The 16169-nt window shown below is 69.0% G+C and carries 14 protein-coding genes, 2 tRNA genes, 1 pseudogene and 1 riboswitch; of the genes and pseudogenes, 5 read left to right on the top strand and 12 right to left on the bottom strand.

Annotation, left to right across the window (positions count from 1 at the left end; translation table 11 throughout):
* Window positions 1–54: 54 nt before the first annotated feature.
* Window positions 55–323, bottom strand: a riboswitch (cobalamin riboswitch).
* The 8 genes and pseudogenes from AC1VNM_RS16760 to AC1VNM_RS16725 all read right to left on the bottom strand — a co-directional run bounded on the left by AC1VNM_RS16760 (window position 319) and on the right by AC1VNM_RS16725 (window position 7164).
* A complete protein-coding gene (locus AC1VNM_RS16760) occupies window positions 319–828 on the bottom strand; it encodes a hypothetical protein (protein WP_483107658.1) in 510 nt (169 codons plus the stop codon). Its footprint overlaps the riboswitch before it by 5 nt.
* Window positions 829–1021: 193 nt before the next feature.
* A pseudogene (gene pth, locus AC1VNM_RS16755) lies at window positions 1022–1627 on the bottom strand (aminoacyl-tRNA hydrolase); the annotation flags it as partial.
* 137 nt (window positions 1628–1764) lie between these two features.
* Window positions 1765–2382 carry a 50S ribosomal protein L25/general stress protein Ctc gene (locus tag AC1VNM_RS16750; RefSeq protein WP_377160706.1) on the bottom strand — a complete coding sequence of 206 codons (618 nt, stop codon included), beginning with the start codon at window positions 2380–2382 and terminating at the stop codon, window positions 1765–1767.
* A 120-nt stretch (window positions 2383–2502) separates the two neighbouring features.
* Window positions 2503–3465, bottom strand: a complete 963-nt coding sequence (locus AC1VNM_RS16745) for a ribose-phosphate pyrophosphokinase (protein WP_377160709.1) — start codon at window positions 3463–3465, stop codon at window positions 2503–2505.
* A gap of 67 nt (window positions 3466–3532) precedes the next feature.
* A tRNA-Gln gene (locus AC1VNM_RS16740) sits at window positions 3533–3609 on the bottom strand.
* A 38-nt stretch (window positions 3610–3647) separates the two neighbouring features.
* On the bottom strand, window positions 3648–4718 hold the full coding sequence (gene ispE, locus AC1VNM_RS16735; RefSeq protein WP_483107657.1) for a 4-(cytidine 5'-diphospho)-2-C-methyl-D-erythritol kinase: 1071 nt from the start codon (window positions 4716–4718) through the stop codon (window positions 3648–3650).
* Window positions 4719–4756: 38 nt separating this feature from the next.
* Complete coding sequence (locus AC1VNM_RS16730; protein WP_483107656.1) at window positions 4757–5338, bottom strand: outer membrane lipoprotein LolB; 582 nt, start codon at window positions 5336–5338, stop codon at window positions 4757–4759.
* On the bottom strand, window positions 5338–7164 hold the full coding sequence (locus AC1VNM_RS16725; protein WP_483107655.1) for a tetratricopeptide repeat protein: 1827 nt from the start codon (window positions 7162–7164) through the stop codon (window positions 5338–5340). The genes AC1VNM_RS16730 and AC1VNM_RS16725 overlap by 1 nt, the downstream gene beginning before the upstream one ends.
* Window positions 7165–7263: 99 nt before the next feature.
* Here AC1VNM_RS16725 and mutM point away from each other — a divergent pair, with 99 nt between their 5' ends.
* Together mutM and mutY are read left to right on the top strand one after the other, a co-directional pair.
* Complete coding sequence (mutM, locus tag AC1VNM_RS16720; protein WP_483107654.1) at window positions 7264–8115, top strand: bifunctional DNA-formamidopyrimidine glycosylase/DNA-(apurinic or apyrimidinic site) lyase; 852 nt, start codon at window positions 7264–7266, stop codon at window positions 8113–8115.
* A 62-nt stretch (window positions 8116–8177) separates the two neighbouring features.
* Window positions 8178–9233 (top strand): A/G-specific adenine glycosylase, encoded by a 1056-nt coding sequence (gene mutY, locus AC1VNM_RS16715; RefSeq protein ID WP_483107653.1) that lies wholly within the window; start codon window positions 8178–8180, stop codon window positions 9231–9233.
* Window positions 9234–9249: 16 nt separating this feature from the next.
* On the opposite strand, the gene AC1VNM_RS16710 is transcribed toward mutY, so the two are convergent.
* The gene (locus AC1VNM_RS16710; protein WP_483107652.1) at window positions 9250–10440 is read right to left on the bottom strand and encodes a hypothetical protein; all 1191 of its coding nucleotides are present in this window, start codon (window positions 10438–10440) and stop codon (window positions 9250–9252) included.
* Window positions 10441–10704: 264 nt separating this feature from the next.
* On the opposite strand from AC1VNM_RS16710, the gene AC1VNM_RS16705 reads away from it, so the two are divergent.
* Complete coding sequence (locus AC1VNM_RS16705; protein WP_377160724.1) at window positions 10705–11052, top strand: hypothetical protein; 348 nt, start codon at window positions 10705–10707, stop codon at window positions 11050–11052.
* A 61-nt stretch (window positions 11053–11113) separates the two neighbouring features.
* Here the strand turns inward: AC1VNM_RS16705 and rapZ are convergent, their stop codons facing one another.
* From rapZ to AC1VNM_RS16690, 3 genes are read right to left on the bottom strand one after another with little or no spacing between them, the layout of a single operon-like run.
* Entirely contained in the window at window positions 11114–12025 is a 912-nt protein-coding gene (rapZ, locus tag AC1VNM_RS16700; RefSeq protein ID WP_483109287.1) for an RNase adapter RapZ, read from the bottom strand.
* A gap of 20 nt (window positions 12026–12045) precedes the next feature.
* On the bottom strand, window positions 12046–13764 hold the full coding sequence (gene recN / locus AC1VNM_RS16695; protein ID WP_483107651.1) for a DNA repair protein RecN: 1719 nt from the start codon (window positions 13762–13764) through the stop codon (window positions 12046–12048).
* The gene (locus AC1VNM_RS16690) at window positions 13764–14639 is read right to left on the bottom strand and encodes an NAD kinase (protein WP_483107650.1); all 876 of its coding nucleotides are present in this window, start codon (window positions 14637–14639) and stop codon (window positions 13764–13766) included. The genes recN and AC1VNM_RS16690 overlap by 1 nt, the downstream gene beginning before the upstream one ends.
* A gap of 81 nt (window positions 14640–14720) precedes the next feature.
* Here AC1VNM_RS16690 and hrcA point away from each other — a divergent pair, with 81 nt between their 5' ends.
* On the top strand, window positions 14721–15737 hold the full coding sequence (gene hrcA, locus AC1VNM_RS16685; RefSeq protein WP_377161764.1) for a heat-inducible transcriptional repressor HrcA: 1017 nt from the start codon (window positions 14721–14723) through the stop codon (window positions 15735–15737).
* Window positions 15738–15849: 112 nt separating this feature from the next.
* Window positions 15850–15926 (top strand) — tRNA-Ile (locus AC1VNM_RS16680).
* The last annotated feature ends 243 nt before the right edge of the window (window positions 15927–16169 follow it).

The raw sequence follows: 16169 nt of genomic DNA, 5'->3' as shown, positions 1-16169 counted from the left end.
TCGTCGTCGGGTCGTCCTTGTGAAAGCTCACGAAGGACGCGTCGCGCGATCGGCTGGAGACGCCACCTGTTGGCCGGTATCCGGGCTGGTGGCCGCTGCCTGTGTCCTTCCCAGCGCAGACGCGCCAGTGGACGTGGGGACAGGCAGTGCCGGCTGCCGCCCGGTGTTCCCTCTTCAGGATCCCGGGCGCGCGACCGGCGGCCACTTACCGTTGCGGGGACAGCTCAGGTTGGTTCGCGCATCGGGGATGCGACCGCTTCCTGATTCCCGTTTAACTGCACGGACGCAATGTCCGCGCGAGCACCAACGGCGCGCATTCTAGCGAGCTGCGGGCGTCGTGGTGCTGTCGCTCGTCGTGGGCTTGGGCTGCAGCGCGCCATCCGGTGACTTCGGCACCTTGGGCTTCTTCTTCGGCGGCTTCTTCGGATCCTTGGGCTTGGGCTTCTTCGGATCCGCGGGTTTCGCCGGCTTCGCGGCGCGCTGTCCCGGCAGGCGGCCGTCGATGCCGGCGGCCTTGGGCGGCGTCTTCGCCGACTGGCGTTCGCGCTCACGCTCGCGCGCGGCCAGGTCGCGCGTCTCGGCGGCCGTGCGCTTGCGCGCGGCGTCGGCCTCCTTGGGATCGACCGGGTCCTTCGGGACCTCGGCCTTGCGGCCCTGTCCTTCGGGGCAGGGACTGTCGCGCAAGTCCTGACCCTCCGGGCCGCAGCGGTAGAAGCCGAAGGTTCGCTCCTGCTGCGGGGGCGCCTTGGGCACGTCCTGCGCGTTCGCCGCGCCAAGCATGAGGACCAGAACAGCAGTCGTCAGGATCAAGGCGGCGCGCGCGGGCATGTCAGTCTCCGGGGATAGGGGGTGGGGCAGGGGGAACTGCCGGGGAAGGCACAGGACCAGGGGCAGGGATTGCAGCGGCTGCCGTGGCGGCGGCCGTCGAGGCCGCGGTCACCACCGTGCCGGCAACCGGGGCGCCAGCCGTCGGCGCGGCGCCTGCGGCACCGGGCTTGGGCGGCAGGGGCGTCGGCAGATTGGCAGGTCTGGGCGGCTTGGGCCGGGGCGGCTTGGCATGCAGCAGCGCCACGGCCTTGGCCATGTCGCCGCCCGTCATCAGCTTGAAGGCCTCGAGCGACTTGCCGATGCAGTCCTCGACCGCCTGGCGCTCGGCCACCGGCGGCTTGCGCAGCACGTAGCCGGCGACTTCGCCCTTGTGGCCCGGATGGCCGATGCCCAGGCGCAGGCGCCAGAAGTCGCCGCTGCCCAGCTGGGCCTGCATGTCCTTCAGCCCGTTGTGGCCAGCGTTGCCGCCGCCCTGCTTGAGCTTGAGCTCGCCGGGCGCGATCTCGAGCTCGTCGTGGATCGCCAGGATCTCCTCCGGCGCGATCTTGAAGAAGCGCGCCAGCGCCGCCACCGACTTGCCCGAGAGATTCATGTAGGTCATCGGCTGCAGCAGCCAGATCGGACCGGACGCGCCCGGTGCGTCGTTCACGCGCGCGACCAGGCCGAAGTACTTGGTGTCCAGCTGCGGCGTGACCTTCAGGCCGCGCGCCAGCGCATCGATCCACCAGAACCCGGCGTTGTGGCGGGTGTCCTCGTATTCAGGGCCGGGATTGCCCAGGCCGACAAAGAGACGAATCATGGGGCGCGATTATCAGTGTCGAGCTCAAAAGCAGAAGGCCCCGCGAGCGGGGCCTTCTTTGGAGGGAAGCCACCCTGAAGGGGGCCTCCCGGCAACGAACGCAGACCTCGTCAGGCCAGCGTCCGGAGAGGAAGAAATTACTTCTTCTTCTTTTTCTTGTCGTCGGCCGGGGCAGCTGCCACGACGATGACTTCTTCCGCCGCGGCCGGGACCGGGGTCGCGACCACCGGGTTCGGCTTGCCGTGCGTGACGATCTTGATGTGATCGGCCAGCTTCAGGTCGTTCACGTGGATCGAGTGACCCATCGTCAGACCGCTCAGGTCGACTTCGATGAACTCGGGCAGCTGTTGCGCCAGGCAGGTGATTTCCAGCTGGGTCAGCACGTGGTTCACGGTGCCCTTGTCGGTCTTGACGGCCGGCGACTCGGCTTCACCGACGAAGTGCAGCGGCACCTTCTTGGTGATCTTGGTCGTGGCGTCGACGCGCTGGAAGTCGACGTGCAGCACTTGCTGCTTGTACGGGTGCATCTGGAAGTCACGCAGCAGCACTTGCGTGGTCTTGCCTTCCACTTCCATGTCGAGGATGGAGCTGTGGAAAGCTTCCTTCTTCATGGCGTGGAACAGCGCGTTGTGATCCAGCTCGATGACGGCCGGCTCGCCAGCACCGTAAACGATGCCCGGAACCTTGCCAGCGTGGCGCAGGCGGCGGCTCGCTCCGGTCCCCTGCAGCTTGCGCTCAAAAGCGACGAATTTCATATCAATCTCCAAGAATGGACGGAGCGCCAGGATTGACGCTCCGGATGAAGGCCCCGCGACCAGGCGCCTTCGCGAAACGGCCGCGGTCCTTGCGAACAGCGGCCGGAACTCAGGATGCGATCAGAAGTTGTTGTTCTGCTCGCTGAAGAGGGAGGTCACCGATTCACCGTCCGAAATGCGGCGGATGGTCTCGGCGAACAGGAAGGCCACCGACAGCTGGCGGATCTTGCCGCAGGCCTTGGCGGTCTCCGACAGCGGAATCGTGTTGGTGATGACGACTTCGTCCAGCAGCGAACCCGCGATGCGCTCGATGGCCGGACCCGACAGGATCGGGTGCGTGCAGTAGGCGAAGACGCTCTTGGCGCCGCGTTCCTTCAGCACTTCCGCGGCCTTCACCAGCGTGCCGGCCGTGTCGATCATGTCGTCCATGATCACGCAGTTGCGGCCGTCGATCTCGCCGATGACGTGCATCACCTCGGAGACGTTGGCCGACGGACGGCGCTTGTCGATGATCGCCAGGTCGCAGCCCAGCTGCTTGGCCAGCGCACGGGCGCGGACCACGCCGCCCACGTCGGGGCTGACCACCACCAGGTCCGCGTAGTTGCGGGCCTTCAGGTCCGACAGCAGCACCGGCGAGGCGTAGATGTTGTCGACCGGGATGTCGAAGAAGCCCTGGATCTGGTCCGCGTGCAGGTCCATCGTCAGGACGCGCTCGACGCCGACGGTCTCCAGCAGGTTGGCCACGACCTTGGCCGAGATCGGCACCCGCGTCGAACGCGGACGGCGATCCTGGCGCGCATAACCGAAGTAGGGGATCACGGCGGTGATGCGGCGCGCGCTGGCGCGCTTCATCGCATCGACCATGATCAGCAGCTCCATCAGGTTCTCGTTCGTCGGCGCGCAGGTGGGCTGGACGATGAACACGTCGCGGGCGCGCACGTTCTGCTGGATTTCAACAGCCACCTCGCCATCGGAAAATCGACCGACCACGGCTTTTCCGAGCTCGAGGCCCAGATGCGTGGCGATTTCTTTGGAGAGGGTCGGGTTTGCGTTACCCGTGAAGAGGACGGTATTGAGCAGCACAGCGGGCCATCCTTAGACTTATGGCCCGGTGGCCAACCCAGCGGGTCCCGGATTGAAACTGAAAATTTGGCAGGGGAGGAAGGACTCGAACCCTCGCATGTCGGAATCAAAATCCGATGCCTTGACCAACTTGGCGACTCCCCTACACCGGACACTGTTCGTGGAACAGCACCCTACAACCTTCAATCTTCGGCCCAGCCCCGCAAAGGGTGAACCGACAGACTGCGACACATTTTTCCGACCCAACCGTCCGGGAGTTTTTCGAACTCACCTTCCGGTGTCGCCTTGAGATTGCTCTCCAGGCCGGAAACTGCATCTATCTTTTCCGCTGCTGTCTGCATTGCATTCAGCGAGGGTCGAACTATAGCAAAAACTGCACTGCCTGAACCCGTCATACGAGAATTTTCGTAGCGGGTCTGCAACCATTCAAGCGCCTTCGATACTTCGTTGCTTGCAGCTTCCGCGGGAGGTTGCAGATCATTTCTGCCCCATCCTTCAAACAACTGCTGAACGAGTATTTCCGACGTTTGGTGATCGCGGCGAATATTGCCTTTGCGTTCACCCCAGCTATTGACTTCGTTACTCTGGGAATCCGTTTCGGGAACCCCTTCGCTGCGTCTGTCGTTCGCTGCAGGAAAGCCCGCTACTATAGCCACGCTTTCAGACCTTTGCAACAGCGGGCTGGAAAAAATGTCCTTGGTGGCGATGCTCGCCCCGGGCTTGACCACCGCGAGCCGCAGCTCCGGTACCTCCAGCGGGGTGAGCACCTCGCCGATGCCTTCGACGAAGGCATTGCGACCGCCGACGAAGAAGGGCACGTCCGCGCCGAGCGCCAGCGCGATCGGCAGCAGCCGCTCACGCGACCAGTTCAGTCCCCACAGCCGGTTCAGCGCCAGCAGCGTGCTGGCCGCGTCCGACGAGCCCCCGCCCATGCCCGCGCCCGAAGGCAGGCGCTTCTCGATGTGGATGTCCGCGCCGAAGGTGCAGCCGCTGGCTTGCCGCAGCGCGCGTGCGGCGCGCAGGCACAGGTCGTCCGGCGGCAGAGAGTCGCCCTGGTCGTGGCGATGCAGCGCGCCGTCGTCGCGGCGCTCGAAGTGCAGCGTGTCGGCCCAGTCGATCAGCACGAACAGCGATTGCAGCAGGTGATAGCCGTCCGGCCGCTTGCCCACCACGTGCAGGAAGAGGTTGAGCTTGGCCGGCGCCGGCACGTCGTAGAGCGCCTTGAGCGGCGCCGCGGAGGGGGAGGAGATCATGGACGTCGTGGACGTGGGGACGGGGTGGCCAGCGGGAGTCAGGGCGACGCCGGCGCGTCGAGTTTCAGGCGCAGCGTGGCCAGCGGTTCAGGCCCGTTCGGATTGAGGCGTTGGGCGGAGATCAATTGATTGTCGAAGCGCCGCAGGTCGACCTGCCAGCCGAGCTGCTGGAAGCCCGACTCGCCGGCGGCCCGCGACGGCGCCTGCGGCCACGGCCGTCCGCGCAGCCAGTCGAACAGTGCCTGCAGCGGCAGTGTCTCGCCGAGCAGCTCCTGCGTCAGCGCGTCGATGTCGTCATAGGCGCGGTCGCCATCGGGGGTCTTGACCCAGGCCGAGCCCGGCTGCCACGACACGCGCGCCACCAGGCTGCCCATGGGGGTGCTCATCTCGAGCTGGCCACGGCGCGGATCGCCGAGCAACTCGAAGTTGGCGTTGACGTTCTGTCCGCGCTGGCCGGCGGCACCGGCCGGGACGATCAGTCCGAACTTGCCGGTCAGGCGCGGCGCATCGGCGAGCGCCGCGGCGTCCGTGCCCGATGCCTTGGGCACCGAGCTGCAACCGGCGAGCGCGACCCCGGCGAGCGCCGCCATCGCGCCCGCGCTGAACTGCCGCCGCCGCATCAAGGACGGACCTGCAGTCGCTGCATCGCCGACTGCAGCGCTTCATTGCGCGGATCGCGGCGGGCGGCGTCGGCGAAGACACGGCGCGCCTCGTCCTGCTGACCGGCGGCCCAGAGCACCTCGCCCAGATGGGCGGCGATCTCCGCATCCGGACGCGAGCCGTAGGCCTGGCGCAGCAGCCGCTCGGCCTCGCCGAGCCGGCCCAGTCTGAACTCCACCCAGCCCATGCTGTCGACGATGAAGGGCTCGCCCGGCGCGAAGCTCAGCGCCTTCGAGATCAGGTCGCGCGCCTCCTGCAGCCGCTCGTTGCGATCGGCCAGCGAGTAGCCCAGCGCGTTGTACGCGTGGTAGTGCTGGGGCTTGAGCTGGATCACCTTCTGCAGCAGCGCTTCCATCTCCTGCGCGCGGCCGAGCTTCTCGGCCATCATCGACTGCTCGTAGAGCAGGTCGGCGTCCTCGGGGGCGTCCTTGATCGCGGTGCCGAGCAGGTCATAGGCGGCCTGCCACTGCTTGTTGTCGCGCAGCAGCTGCGACTCGGCCAGCGTGCGGGCACGGCGGTCCTGCTCGCGGTCGGCGGGCAGTTGATGCAGCAGCTTGCGGCCTTCCTCGAGCTTGCCCTGGCGCGCCAGCAGCGAGGCCCGGCGATAGGCGATGTCGAGGTTGCCCGGCGCCGCCTCGATCGCGGCCAGCCGCTTCTCGGCGGTCTTGAAGTCGCCGCGCATCTCGGCGGCTTGCGCGAGCAACAACTGACCCTGCTGCTTCGCTTCACGGTCCGCCTTGTCCAGGCCGGCGGCGGCGATCGCGCGCTCGGCCAGCGACGAGACGTCCGGCTTGTCGACCAGCTTCATGTAGCGCTGCAGCGCGTCCTCGGCGGCGTCGGGATGCTGCAGGTCCAGCTCCAGCGAGCCCAGCGCCAGCCAATGGCCGGGCTCGTCGGGCGACTGCTGCGTGAGCGTGCGGAACTCGCGGGCCGCGTCGCCGGGGCGCTGCGCGCGGGCCAGCGCGCGGGCGTAGGCCAGGCGCAGCGACTGCTTGTCCGGCTTGGCCTGGAGCTCGGCGGTGATCAGCGCCTCGGCCTCGGGGCGGCGGGGCAGCAGCTCCAGCGCCATCAGCAGCGGTTCCTCGCGGTCCGGGAAGTCCTTGGCGGCGGCGCGGACGTGGATCAGCGCGGTCTCGTAGCGGTCGGCCTTCTTGGCGAATTCCGCCAGCACCAGCAGCGAGGCGAAACGGGTCTCCGGCCTCGCGGCGGTCTCGCGCAGCATCGGCTCGAAGGCTTCCTGGATGCGCACCGGTTCCGGGTTGCGCTGGAACAGCGCGGGCAGCGCGGCGATCAACGGGCCGCGACCGTCGGCCGGCGTCATCGCGAGCAGGGAGCGCAGCACCGGCGGGATCTCGGCCGGGCGGTTCAGCAGCGCGAGCAGCTGGATCTGCGTGCGGTGCGCCTCGACCGAGGTCGGGATCGCCTCGCGCCAGGCGCGGGCGGCGATGACGGCCTGGTCGCCGGCGCGCGACTGCAGCGCGATCTGGACGACGCGGCGGAAGAGTTCCTCGTCGCCGCTGCGCCGGGCGGCGTCGAGCAGCACCTGGAAGGCGACGCCGGGTTCGCCGCCCTGGAGTTCCATCTCGCCGATCAGCAGCTGATAGAACATCGGCGCGTCGAGGTCGGAATTGACCACGGGCGCGGAGGCGGCGGAGGCGGGCGCGTCCGCGGCCGCCGGGGCGGGAGACGGATCGGACTGGGGCGACGGCGAGATCTGGGCGTGGGCGGCGCAGCTCAGGGCGAGGGCGGCGGAGAGCCACCAGCGGTGGCGCACAAGGGCGGGCATGACGTGACTCCTGAACTGGGCGGGAAGGCTCGCGGGGCAAACCGGGGGCCGCGGACCATTCTAGGGACCCCGGAACCAGGTCGCGCCTATGATCCCGGGATGCCCGAGTTACCGGAAGTTGAAGTTACACGACGAAGTTTTGCGCCGGCCATCGCCGGGGCGCGCGTGCTGGATGTCCGGCTGGGAAAACCGCTGCGCTGGCCGCTGGGTGTCGCGGCCGAACGGCTGGTCGGACGGCGCGTCGGGGAGACGACGCGGCGCGGCAAGTACCTGTGGCTGCCGCTGGTGCCGACCGCCGAGCAGCCGGGCCATCCGGAGGAGGACGGCGGCGGGCTGCTGATGCACCTGGGCATGTCGGGCTCGCTGGCGTTCCGCGAGCAGCCGCCCCCGGCGGGGCCGCACGATCATTTCGAACTGGTCACCGACCGCGGCGTGCTGCGGCTGACCGATCCGCGGCGTTTCGGCGCCGTCGTGTGGTCGGACGGGCTGGATGTGGAACCGGCCGCGAAGCTGCTGTCCCGCATCGGGCTGGAGCCCTTCGACATCGAATTCCACGGTCCCTATCTGCATGCAGGCTTCCGCGGCCGCCGCGTCGCGGTGAAGCAGGCGATCCTGGCGGGCGACGTGGTCGTCGGCGCGGGCAACATCTATGCGTGCGAGGCGCTGTTCATGGCCGGCGTCGATCCGCGCGCGCCGGCGGGCAAGCTCAGCAAGCCGCGCGCGGAGAAGCTGGCGGGCGCGCTGCGGCAGGTGCTCGGCGAGGCGCTCGAAGCCGGCGGCAGCACGCTGCGCGACTTCAAGGACGCGCACGGCGTGGCGGGCAGCTTCCAGATGCAGGCGCGCGTCTACGGACGCGAGGGCGAAACTTGCCGCGTCTGCGGCACGCCGATCCGGCGCATCGTGCAGGGGCAGCGGTCGACGTTCTTCTGTCCAAGTTGCCAGAAGCGATGAGCCCCAAACCGCGAGCCGAGCCGCCAGCCTTGAGAGACCTGACCCCTGCGCCGACCTCCCCGATGACCGACGACGAACTGGACGCCCGCGTCGAGGCGGTGCGCGGCGATTTCGCGCCGCGGCTGCTGGCCTGGCAGCGCCGCGACGGCCGCCATGACCTGCCCTGGCAGAACACGCGCGATCCGTACCGCGTGTGGCTGTCGGAGATCATGCTGCAGCAGACGCAGGTGACGACGGTGCTGGGCTACTACCGGCGCTTCCTGGAGCGCTTCCCCGACGTGGCCGCGCTGGCCGCCGCGCCCAACGACGAGGTGATGGCCGCCTGGGCCGGACTCGGCTACTACAGCCGCGCGCGCAACCTGCACAAGTGCGCGCAGGCGGTGGTGGCGCTGCACGGCGGCGCGTTCCCGCGCAGCGCGGCGGTGCTGGCGGAGCTGCCCGGCATCGGCCGGTCGACGGCGGCGGCGATCTCGTCGTTCTGCTTCGACGAGCGGGTCGCCATCCTGGACGGCAACGTGAAGCGCGTGCTCGGCCGTCTGCTGGCCTTCGACGGCGACCTGGCCTCGGCGGCGCAGGAGAAGCGGCTGTGGCGCCAGGCGGAGGCGCTGCTGCCGGCGTCGCCCGCGGACATGCCGGCCTACACGCAAGGGATGATGGACCTGGGCGCGAGCCTGTGCGCGACGCGCAGCCCGCAATGCCTGCTGTGCCCGGTGGCCTCGCTGTGCGCGGGGCTGGCGGAGGGCGATCCCACGCGGTACCCGATCAAGACGAAGAAGCTCAAGCGCGGCCAGCGGGAGAACTGGTGGCTGTGGGTCGAACACGAGGGCCGCATCTGGCTGCAGCAGCGGCCGGCCGAGGGCGTCTGGGGCGGCCTGTGGACGCTGCCCCTCTTCGATGACGAAGCCGCGTTGACCGCGCAGAGCGCGGCATTGGGCGTCGCGGCGCCGGAGACGCTGCCGCGGGTGAAGCATGTGCTGACGCACTTCGACTGGCTGCTGCACCCGCGCCGCGCGCTGCTCACGCGCGAGACGCGGCCCGCCGGCGACGGCGTGTGGGTCGCGCGCGAGCGGCTGGCGGAGTACGCGCTGCCGGCGCCGCTGAAGAAGCTGCTGGACTAGGGCAGCGCCGCGGGACTCACGCGGCGCGTCCCCCGCGGTCCGGACCGGCGACGGGCGGCCAGGGGCGCTGCTGGAACTTGAAGTTCCGCATGTCTTCGCCGCGCTCGTCGAGGGCGGCATTGAAAGCCGTCAGCTGCGAGCGGATCTTGGCGATCGCCTGTTGAGCGACGGCCTCGGGCTTGCTGCTCCTGGCCAGGGCGCGCAGCGCGGCCGCCTCGGTCCGTCGCGCTGCCTTCAGGATCGGGTTCAGGGTGCGACTGACCCACGCCGTGCGGTCCTCCCACTGCGCCACCGACTGCGGATCAGGCACGCCGGGCTTGAAACCGAAGAGGCTCACGCGGAGCTCCGCCCCCGAGAGGTCATCGTCCAGCAGCGACAGCTCCTCGCGCAGCGGCGCCTGGGCCTCCTTGCGCCGCGCCATCTCGGCGAGCTTCGCCTCTTTCATCCGCTGGGGCGACAGGTGCTGGACCAAGGCGTTCCGCGCCGACTGCGCGGTATGGGCCACACGCGATAGTGCGCCGCGCAGCAGCGTGGCGGGGGAGACCGTGCGCCGTGCGGCGCTCGGGATCGGTTCGGGATGCGGCGTCTCGGGGAGTGCGTCGTCCGGGTGGATGACCTTCTTGAGTTGGAGGATGCCGCGCAGACTGGCGGTCTGCCCCGTGATCGTCGTCACGTCGTCGTGCAGGGCCTGCGCGCGGCCGGCCATGAGGTTGTCGCGACCCGCATCGATCGCCGAAGCAATGCGCTTGGCGGTCGCGCGAAACTCCGCGAAGCGGGGTTCGGAAATGCCATACCGGTGGCCGCCCCCGGCGATGCGATCCAGCGCCGTGCTCAGCCGGGAGAGTTCCCGCTGGTCGTACGCGAAGGCGTCGAGGTGGGCGGCGACGTGATGCAGTCCTTGCGGCAACTGGTTGATGTCGCAGTCGAGCTCGTACAACTGGGTGGCGCTCGCCGGGGAATTGCCAAGGAACTCGTTCGCCCGCCGCGACAGCGTCTGCGTTTGCGCGCGCAGCGAGTTGTCCGCGCCCGGCCACTGTCGCGCGACCGTGTTGAGCCACACCGCCCGATGCTTCACCCTGTCCTCGATGCCGGGATTGTTCTTCGGGCTGAAATTCGTCTCGATGTCGAGCGCCGCCAGCGCTTCGTCGATGGCATCGTCGGTGTGGAGGTCGGTGCGGGCGCTGGGGTGTTCGGAAATGGTCGTCATGCTGATCTTCCTGCGGACATTGCGTGCAAGGAGAGTCAGTCGTCTGATAACCGATCAGGTTCCCGGGTGGCACCTGCCGCTGTCGCGCGACGTCCGGCCGGTGCCCGCGGAGACGCCGGTGGTCAGGCGTCTCCGGCTCGGTGGCCGCGGGCGCCTCCGGGGTTCCGCGCGTTACCGGCGGGCGCTGCTCCGTTATGCTCGCGCGGATCACGGACGGGGGGCCAGGGCGGCTCCGCATCCGCTTCCACCGCATCCAGGGACACCATGTCGAACGACGTCAAGCCGGGCCGGGCCGCGGCCATCAAGAGCGCATTGGAATCGGCCTTCATCGCGCTGCTCGCCAGCGGGGTGTGCCTGTGGTTCCTGATCAGCGAGACCCAGGTGGCCGGCGAGGGCGATCCGGCCAAGCTGACCATGCTCGGCATGGGGCTCTTCGCGGGCTTGTGCGCGCACTTCGCGTACATGGGCATCGCGGTCAAGCGCGCGGAGCGCGGCGTGGTGCTCTGGATGATCCTGATGCTGGTGCTGATGCCCTTCGCGTCGGTCGTGCTGGGCATCCTGCTGTTCAACCAGGTGCAGGAGATCGAGCACCAGGCGGTCGAGCAAAGCTGAACGCCGCGCGGGCGACCCCGTCCGCGCTTGCCGCGCTTGCCGCGCGCAAGCCCGCGTCGGCTCAGCGCGCGTCGAGTTCGCGATGCCGCTTCAACACCTGCCCGTGGAAGGCGAACTGCTTGGCCAGCGTTTCGACGAGGTAGACCGAGCGGTGCTGCCCGCCGGTGCAGCCGATGGCGACGGTCAGGTAGCTGCGCTGGTCCTGCGCGAAGTTCGGCAGCCACTGCGCGATGAAGGCGCCGATCTGGCTGAGCATCAGCCGGACCTCGGGCTGGCTCTCCAGGTAGGCCGCGACCGGTTCGTCGCGGCCGGTGAGCGGACGCAGTTCGCGGTCGTAATACGGGTTGGGCAGCACGCGGACGTCGAAGACGAAGTCCGCGTCGCTGGGCACACCGTGCTTGAACGCGAAGGACTCGAACACCAGCGTCAGCGACGAGCCGCTCACATGCACCAGGTCGCGCAGCCAGCCACGCAGCTGCGCGGGACGGAGCTGGCTGCTGTCGATGACGGTGGACTCCATGCGCAGCGGCGTCAGCAGCTCGCGCTCGAGCGCGATCGCTTCCTGCAGCGCGCGGTGCGTGTCGCCGTCGTCGCGCGCGTCGTAACGGGCGCGCAGCGGGTGCGGGCGGCGCGTCTCGGAGAACCGGCGCAGCAGCGTGTCGTCGTCGGCGTCCAGGAAGATCGCGCGCAGCGAGACGCCTTCCTGGCGCATTTCCTTGATGTGCAGCAGCAGCTGCGGCAGCGAGCCGGCGCTGCGCACGTCCACCGCGATCGCGACGCGGCGCCAGCCGCGCTGGCGTTCCAGGTCGAGGAACTGCGGCAGCAGCTCGGGCGGCAGGTTGTCGACGCAGAAGAAGCCGGCGTCCTCGAGCGCGTGCATCGCGATCGACTTGCCGCCGCCGGACATGCCGGTGACGAGCACGACCTCGCCGCGGGGCGAGGTGGCGGTGGGGGTGGCGAGGGCCGGGGGCACCGGAGCGGTGTGGGGCGCGCTCACGGCTTCACCTTTCTGTTGGAGGGCTTGCCGGCCGGGTCGGCGGGACTGCCCTTGGCGGACAGCTCCAGCATTTCCTGCGCATGGGCGAGCGAGGTCGACGACAGCCGTTCGCCGCCGAGCATGCGGGCGATCTCGGCGGTGCGGGCCTCGCCGGCGATGGGTCGGACGTCGGAGTTGGTCTTGCCGTCCTTGAGCGCCTTGGCCACGAGGAAGTGGTGATCCGCGCAGGCGGCGACCTGCGGCAGGTGGGTGACGGCGAGGACCTGCGCGCGCTGGCCGAGCTGCTTCATCAGCCGGCCGACGGTCTCCGCGACCGCGCCGCCGACGCCGGCGTCGATCTCATCGAAGATCAGCGTGCCGGCGCCGCTGTTCTGCTGGCTGGTCGTGACGGCGATGGCCAGCGCGATGCGCGACAGCTCGCCGCCGGAGGCGACCTTCGCCAGCGGGCGCGGCGTGCTGCCGGCATGGCCGGCGACGAGGAACTCGGCGGACTCCAGCCCGAAGCTCTGCGGCTCGTCCTGCGGCAGCAGCGCGACCTCGAAGCGGCCGCCGGACATGCCCAGCTGCTGCATCGCCTGCGAGACGGCGTCGGACAGCGTCGGCGCCGCCTTGGCGCGCGCGGTGCTGACGGTCCTGGCTTCCTTCTGATACCGCTTCAACGCGGCGGCCTGCTTGGCCTGCAGCGCGTCGAGGTCGGTGGCGGCGTCGAGCTGCGCGAGCTCGGCCTTCCATTCGTCGAGCAGCGCGGCCAGTTCAGCCGGCTGACGGCGGTAGCGGCGCGCGAGCGTGACCCAGGCGGACACGCGCTCGTCGAGCTGCTGCAGCCGGTCGGGGTCGAGGTCGGCGGCGTTCAGATAAGAGCTGAGGCTGTGCGCGGCGTCCTGCAGCTGCGCCTGCGCGCCGAGCAGCGCGCTGACGGTGTCCTGCAGGCCGGCGTCGTAGACGAGCACGTCCTGCAGCGCGGAGAGCGCCTCGTCGGTCAGCGACTCGGCGTTGATCTCGGCCTCGGCGATGCGTTCGAGCGCGCCGCGGGCGGCGTCCATCAGCGACTGCGCATGCGACAGGCGCTGGTGTTCCGCGTTCAGCTCGTCCCACTCGTCCGCGCCGGGCGCGAGGCGACCGAGCTCGCCGATCTGCCAGCTCAGGCGCTCGTGCTCGCGGGCGAGGTCGGCCTGTTTCGACTGCGCGGCGGACAGCGCCTCGGTGGCCTGGCGCCACTCGGTGAAGGCGGCGGCCATCGGCTTGGTCTCGATCTGGGCGAAGCTGTCCAGCAGCTCGCGCACGCTCACGGGGCGGGTCAGGCCTTGCCAGGCGTGCTGGCCGTGGATGTCGAGCAGGTGTTCGGCGAGTTCGCGCAGCTGGGCGACGGTGGCGGTGCCGCCGTTGATCCATGCGCGGCTCTTGCCTTGGGCGTCGATCACGCGACGCAGGAGCAGCGTGTCGTCGGCGCCGTCGACGGCGGAGTCGAAGCCGGCTTCCTCGAGCCAGGGGGCGAGGACGGCGGGGCGGTCGAACTCGGCGGAGATTTCGGCGCGGGTGGCGCCTTCGCGGACGACGGCGGCGTCGCCGCGGGAGCCGAGGGCCAACTGCAGGGCGTCGATGAGGATGGACTTGCCGGCGCCGGTTTCACCGGTGAGGGCGGAGAAGCCGGCGGCGAAGTCGAGTTCGAGCGCCGGGACGATCACGAAGTCCTTGAGGGCGAGGCGGCGCAGCATCAGGTGGTGCCTTCGTTCCAGCGGAGTTTGCGGCGCAGGGTGGCGTAGTAGGACCAGCCGCTGGGGTGGAGGAAGGGGGCGCGGTGCTGGGAGCGGCGCACGGTGATGCAGTCGCCGTGGAGCAGGGAGGCGAGGGATTGCATGTCGAAGTTCACCGACGCGTCGCGGCCGGCGACGATGGTGAGGCGGACCTCGCCGTTGTCGGGCAGCACGATGGGGCGGTTGGAGAGGGCGTGGGAGGCGATGGGCAGGAGGACCCAGCCGGCGATGCCGGGGTGGAGGATGGGTCCGCCGGCGGAGAGGGCGTAGGCGGTGGAGCCGGTGGGCGTGCCGACGATGACGCCGTCGGCGCGCATGTTGGCGACGAACTCGTCGCCGACGTCCACGCGCAGTTCGACCATGGCGGCGGTGGCGCCGCGGGAGACGACGACGTCGTTCAGCGCCACGCCGGAGAAGATCTGTTCGCCGTCGCGGATCACGGCGCCTTCGAGGAGGGAGCGGTGTTCGATCTCGAAGTCGCCGGCGAGGATGGGGGCGAGGGCGTCCTTGAACTGGTCGGCGGAGATGTCGGTGATGAAGCCGAGGCGTCCCTGGTTGATGCCGACGAGGGGGAGGTTGTAGCGGGCGACCTGGCGGGCGAAGCCGAGCATGGTGCCGTCGCCGCCGACGACGATGGCCAGGTCGCACTGGGCGCCGAGTTCGGCGTGGGACAGGCCGGGGAGGGCGGTGATGCCGGTGCTGTCGGCGGTGGCCTGTTCGAGGGAAACATCCAATCCCTGGGAGGCGACAAAATCGGCAATCTCTTCCAGGATGGGCCGGATGCCCCGCGACTGGGGTTTTCCGACGATGGCCACATGGCGGAAGCGCTTGGACATGGCGGGAATTACACCACAGCGAATTGCTGGGACCGGGGGTATGCGGGGGGTGGCGCCGCCGGCTTCTTTAGAATGAAAAACATGCTCGACGATCGCGCGAAGACACTGCTGAAGGCTCTGGTGGAGCGGTACATCGCCGACGGTTCGCCGGTGGGGTCGCGCACCTTGTCGAAGGCGTCGGGGCTGGAGCTGAGCCCGGCGACGATCCGCAACGTGATGGCGGACCTGGAGGAGCTGGGGCTGATCGCGAGCCCGCACACCAGCGCGGGGCGGATTCCGACGGCGCGGGGGTACCGGCTGTTCGTGGACACCTTGCTGACGGCCAAGCCGGGCATGCCGCGCGAGGGGGTGGGGTCGTTCGAGAGCCAGTTGTTGCCTGATCAACCGCAGAAGGTGATCGCGAGCGCGGCGCATCTGCTGAGCAGCCTGTCGAGTTTCGTGGGGGTGGTGACGTCGCCGCGGAAGACGGCGGTGTTCCACCACATCGAGTTCCTGCGTCTGGGGGATCGACGGGTGCTGGTGATCATGGTGTCGCCGGACGGGGATGTGCAGAACCGGCTGGTGTTCACGGCGCAAGACCTGACCCAGTCCGACCTGACGGAGGCGAGCAACCGGCTGAACGCGCACTACGCGGGGCTGAGCCTGGACGTGGTGCGGGACCGCCTGAGGTCGGAGGTGGACCAACTGCGCGGGGAGATCGCCAAGCTGATGAGCGCGGCGGTGGATGTCGGGCAGCAGGGGGTGACGGAGCACGAGCCGATGATCATCTCGGGGGAGAGGAACCTGCTGACGGTGCAGGACTTCAGCCACGACATGGGGAGCCTGCGGCGGATGTTCGACATGTTCGAGCAGAAGACGCAGCTGATGCGGCTGCTGGATGTGTCCAGCCGCGCGGAAGGCGTGCGGATCTACATCGGCGGGGAGAGCCAGGTCGTGCCTGTTGAAGAGCTGTCGATCGTTTCCGCGCCGTACGAGGTGGACGGCGAGGTGGTCGGCACGCTCGGCGTCATCGGCCCGACGCGCATGGCCTACGACCGCATGATCGAGATCGTCGACATCACGTCGAGGATGGTGAGCAACGCGCTGTCGCAGAAGTAGCCGCGCTGCGCGGCTCGTCAGGCCGGCGCCCAAGCATGCTTACAATCCGCCGCTCCGGTGCAACGCCGGAACCAACGAATCCGCCAGGGTTCGTATATGCGATTACCCCCGGGGGCCGTTAGCTCAGTTGGTTAGAGCAGAGGACTCATAATCCTTTGGTCACAGGTTCAAGTCCTGTACGGCCTACCAATCACATCTATACGAAGTGAAGAGTTAGTGGTGACTTGCTGTCTTCGACTCCGCTGCGCGAAGCATGATGTCAATTCGGCGACGGCTTTGTCCTGTCGACCATTGAAGTGGTCAGCTTGATGGTGAGCACGCGCTCAAGTGCATCCGATACCGAATTAGGCAATGCAATGTGACGCCCGGTGTGCTAATGAGTCCAGAGCCTATGTGCGGGCTACAAGCCAGCGCAGATCACGTGGGTGGTGT

Source organism: Mitsuaria sp. MSU3D, from assembly GCF_056867975.1.
Note: the sequence above shows the minus strand (reverse complement) of the source record. Positions and strands in the feature narration are given on the sequence as shown.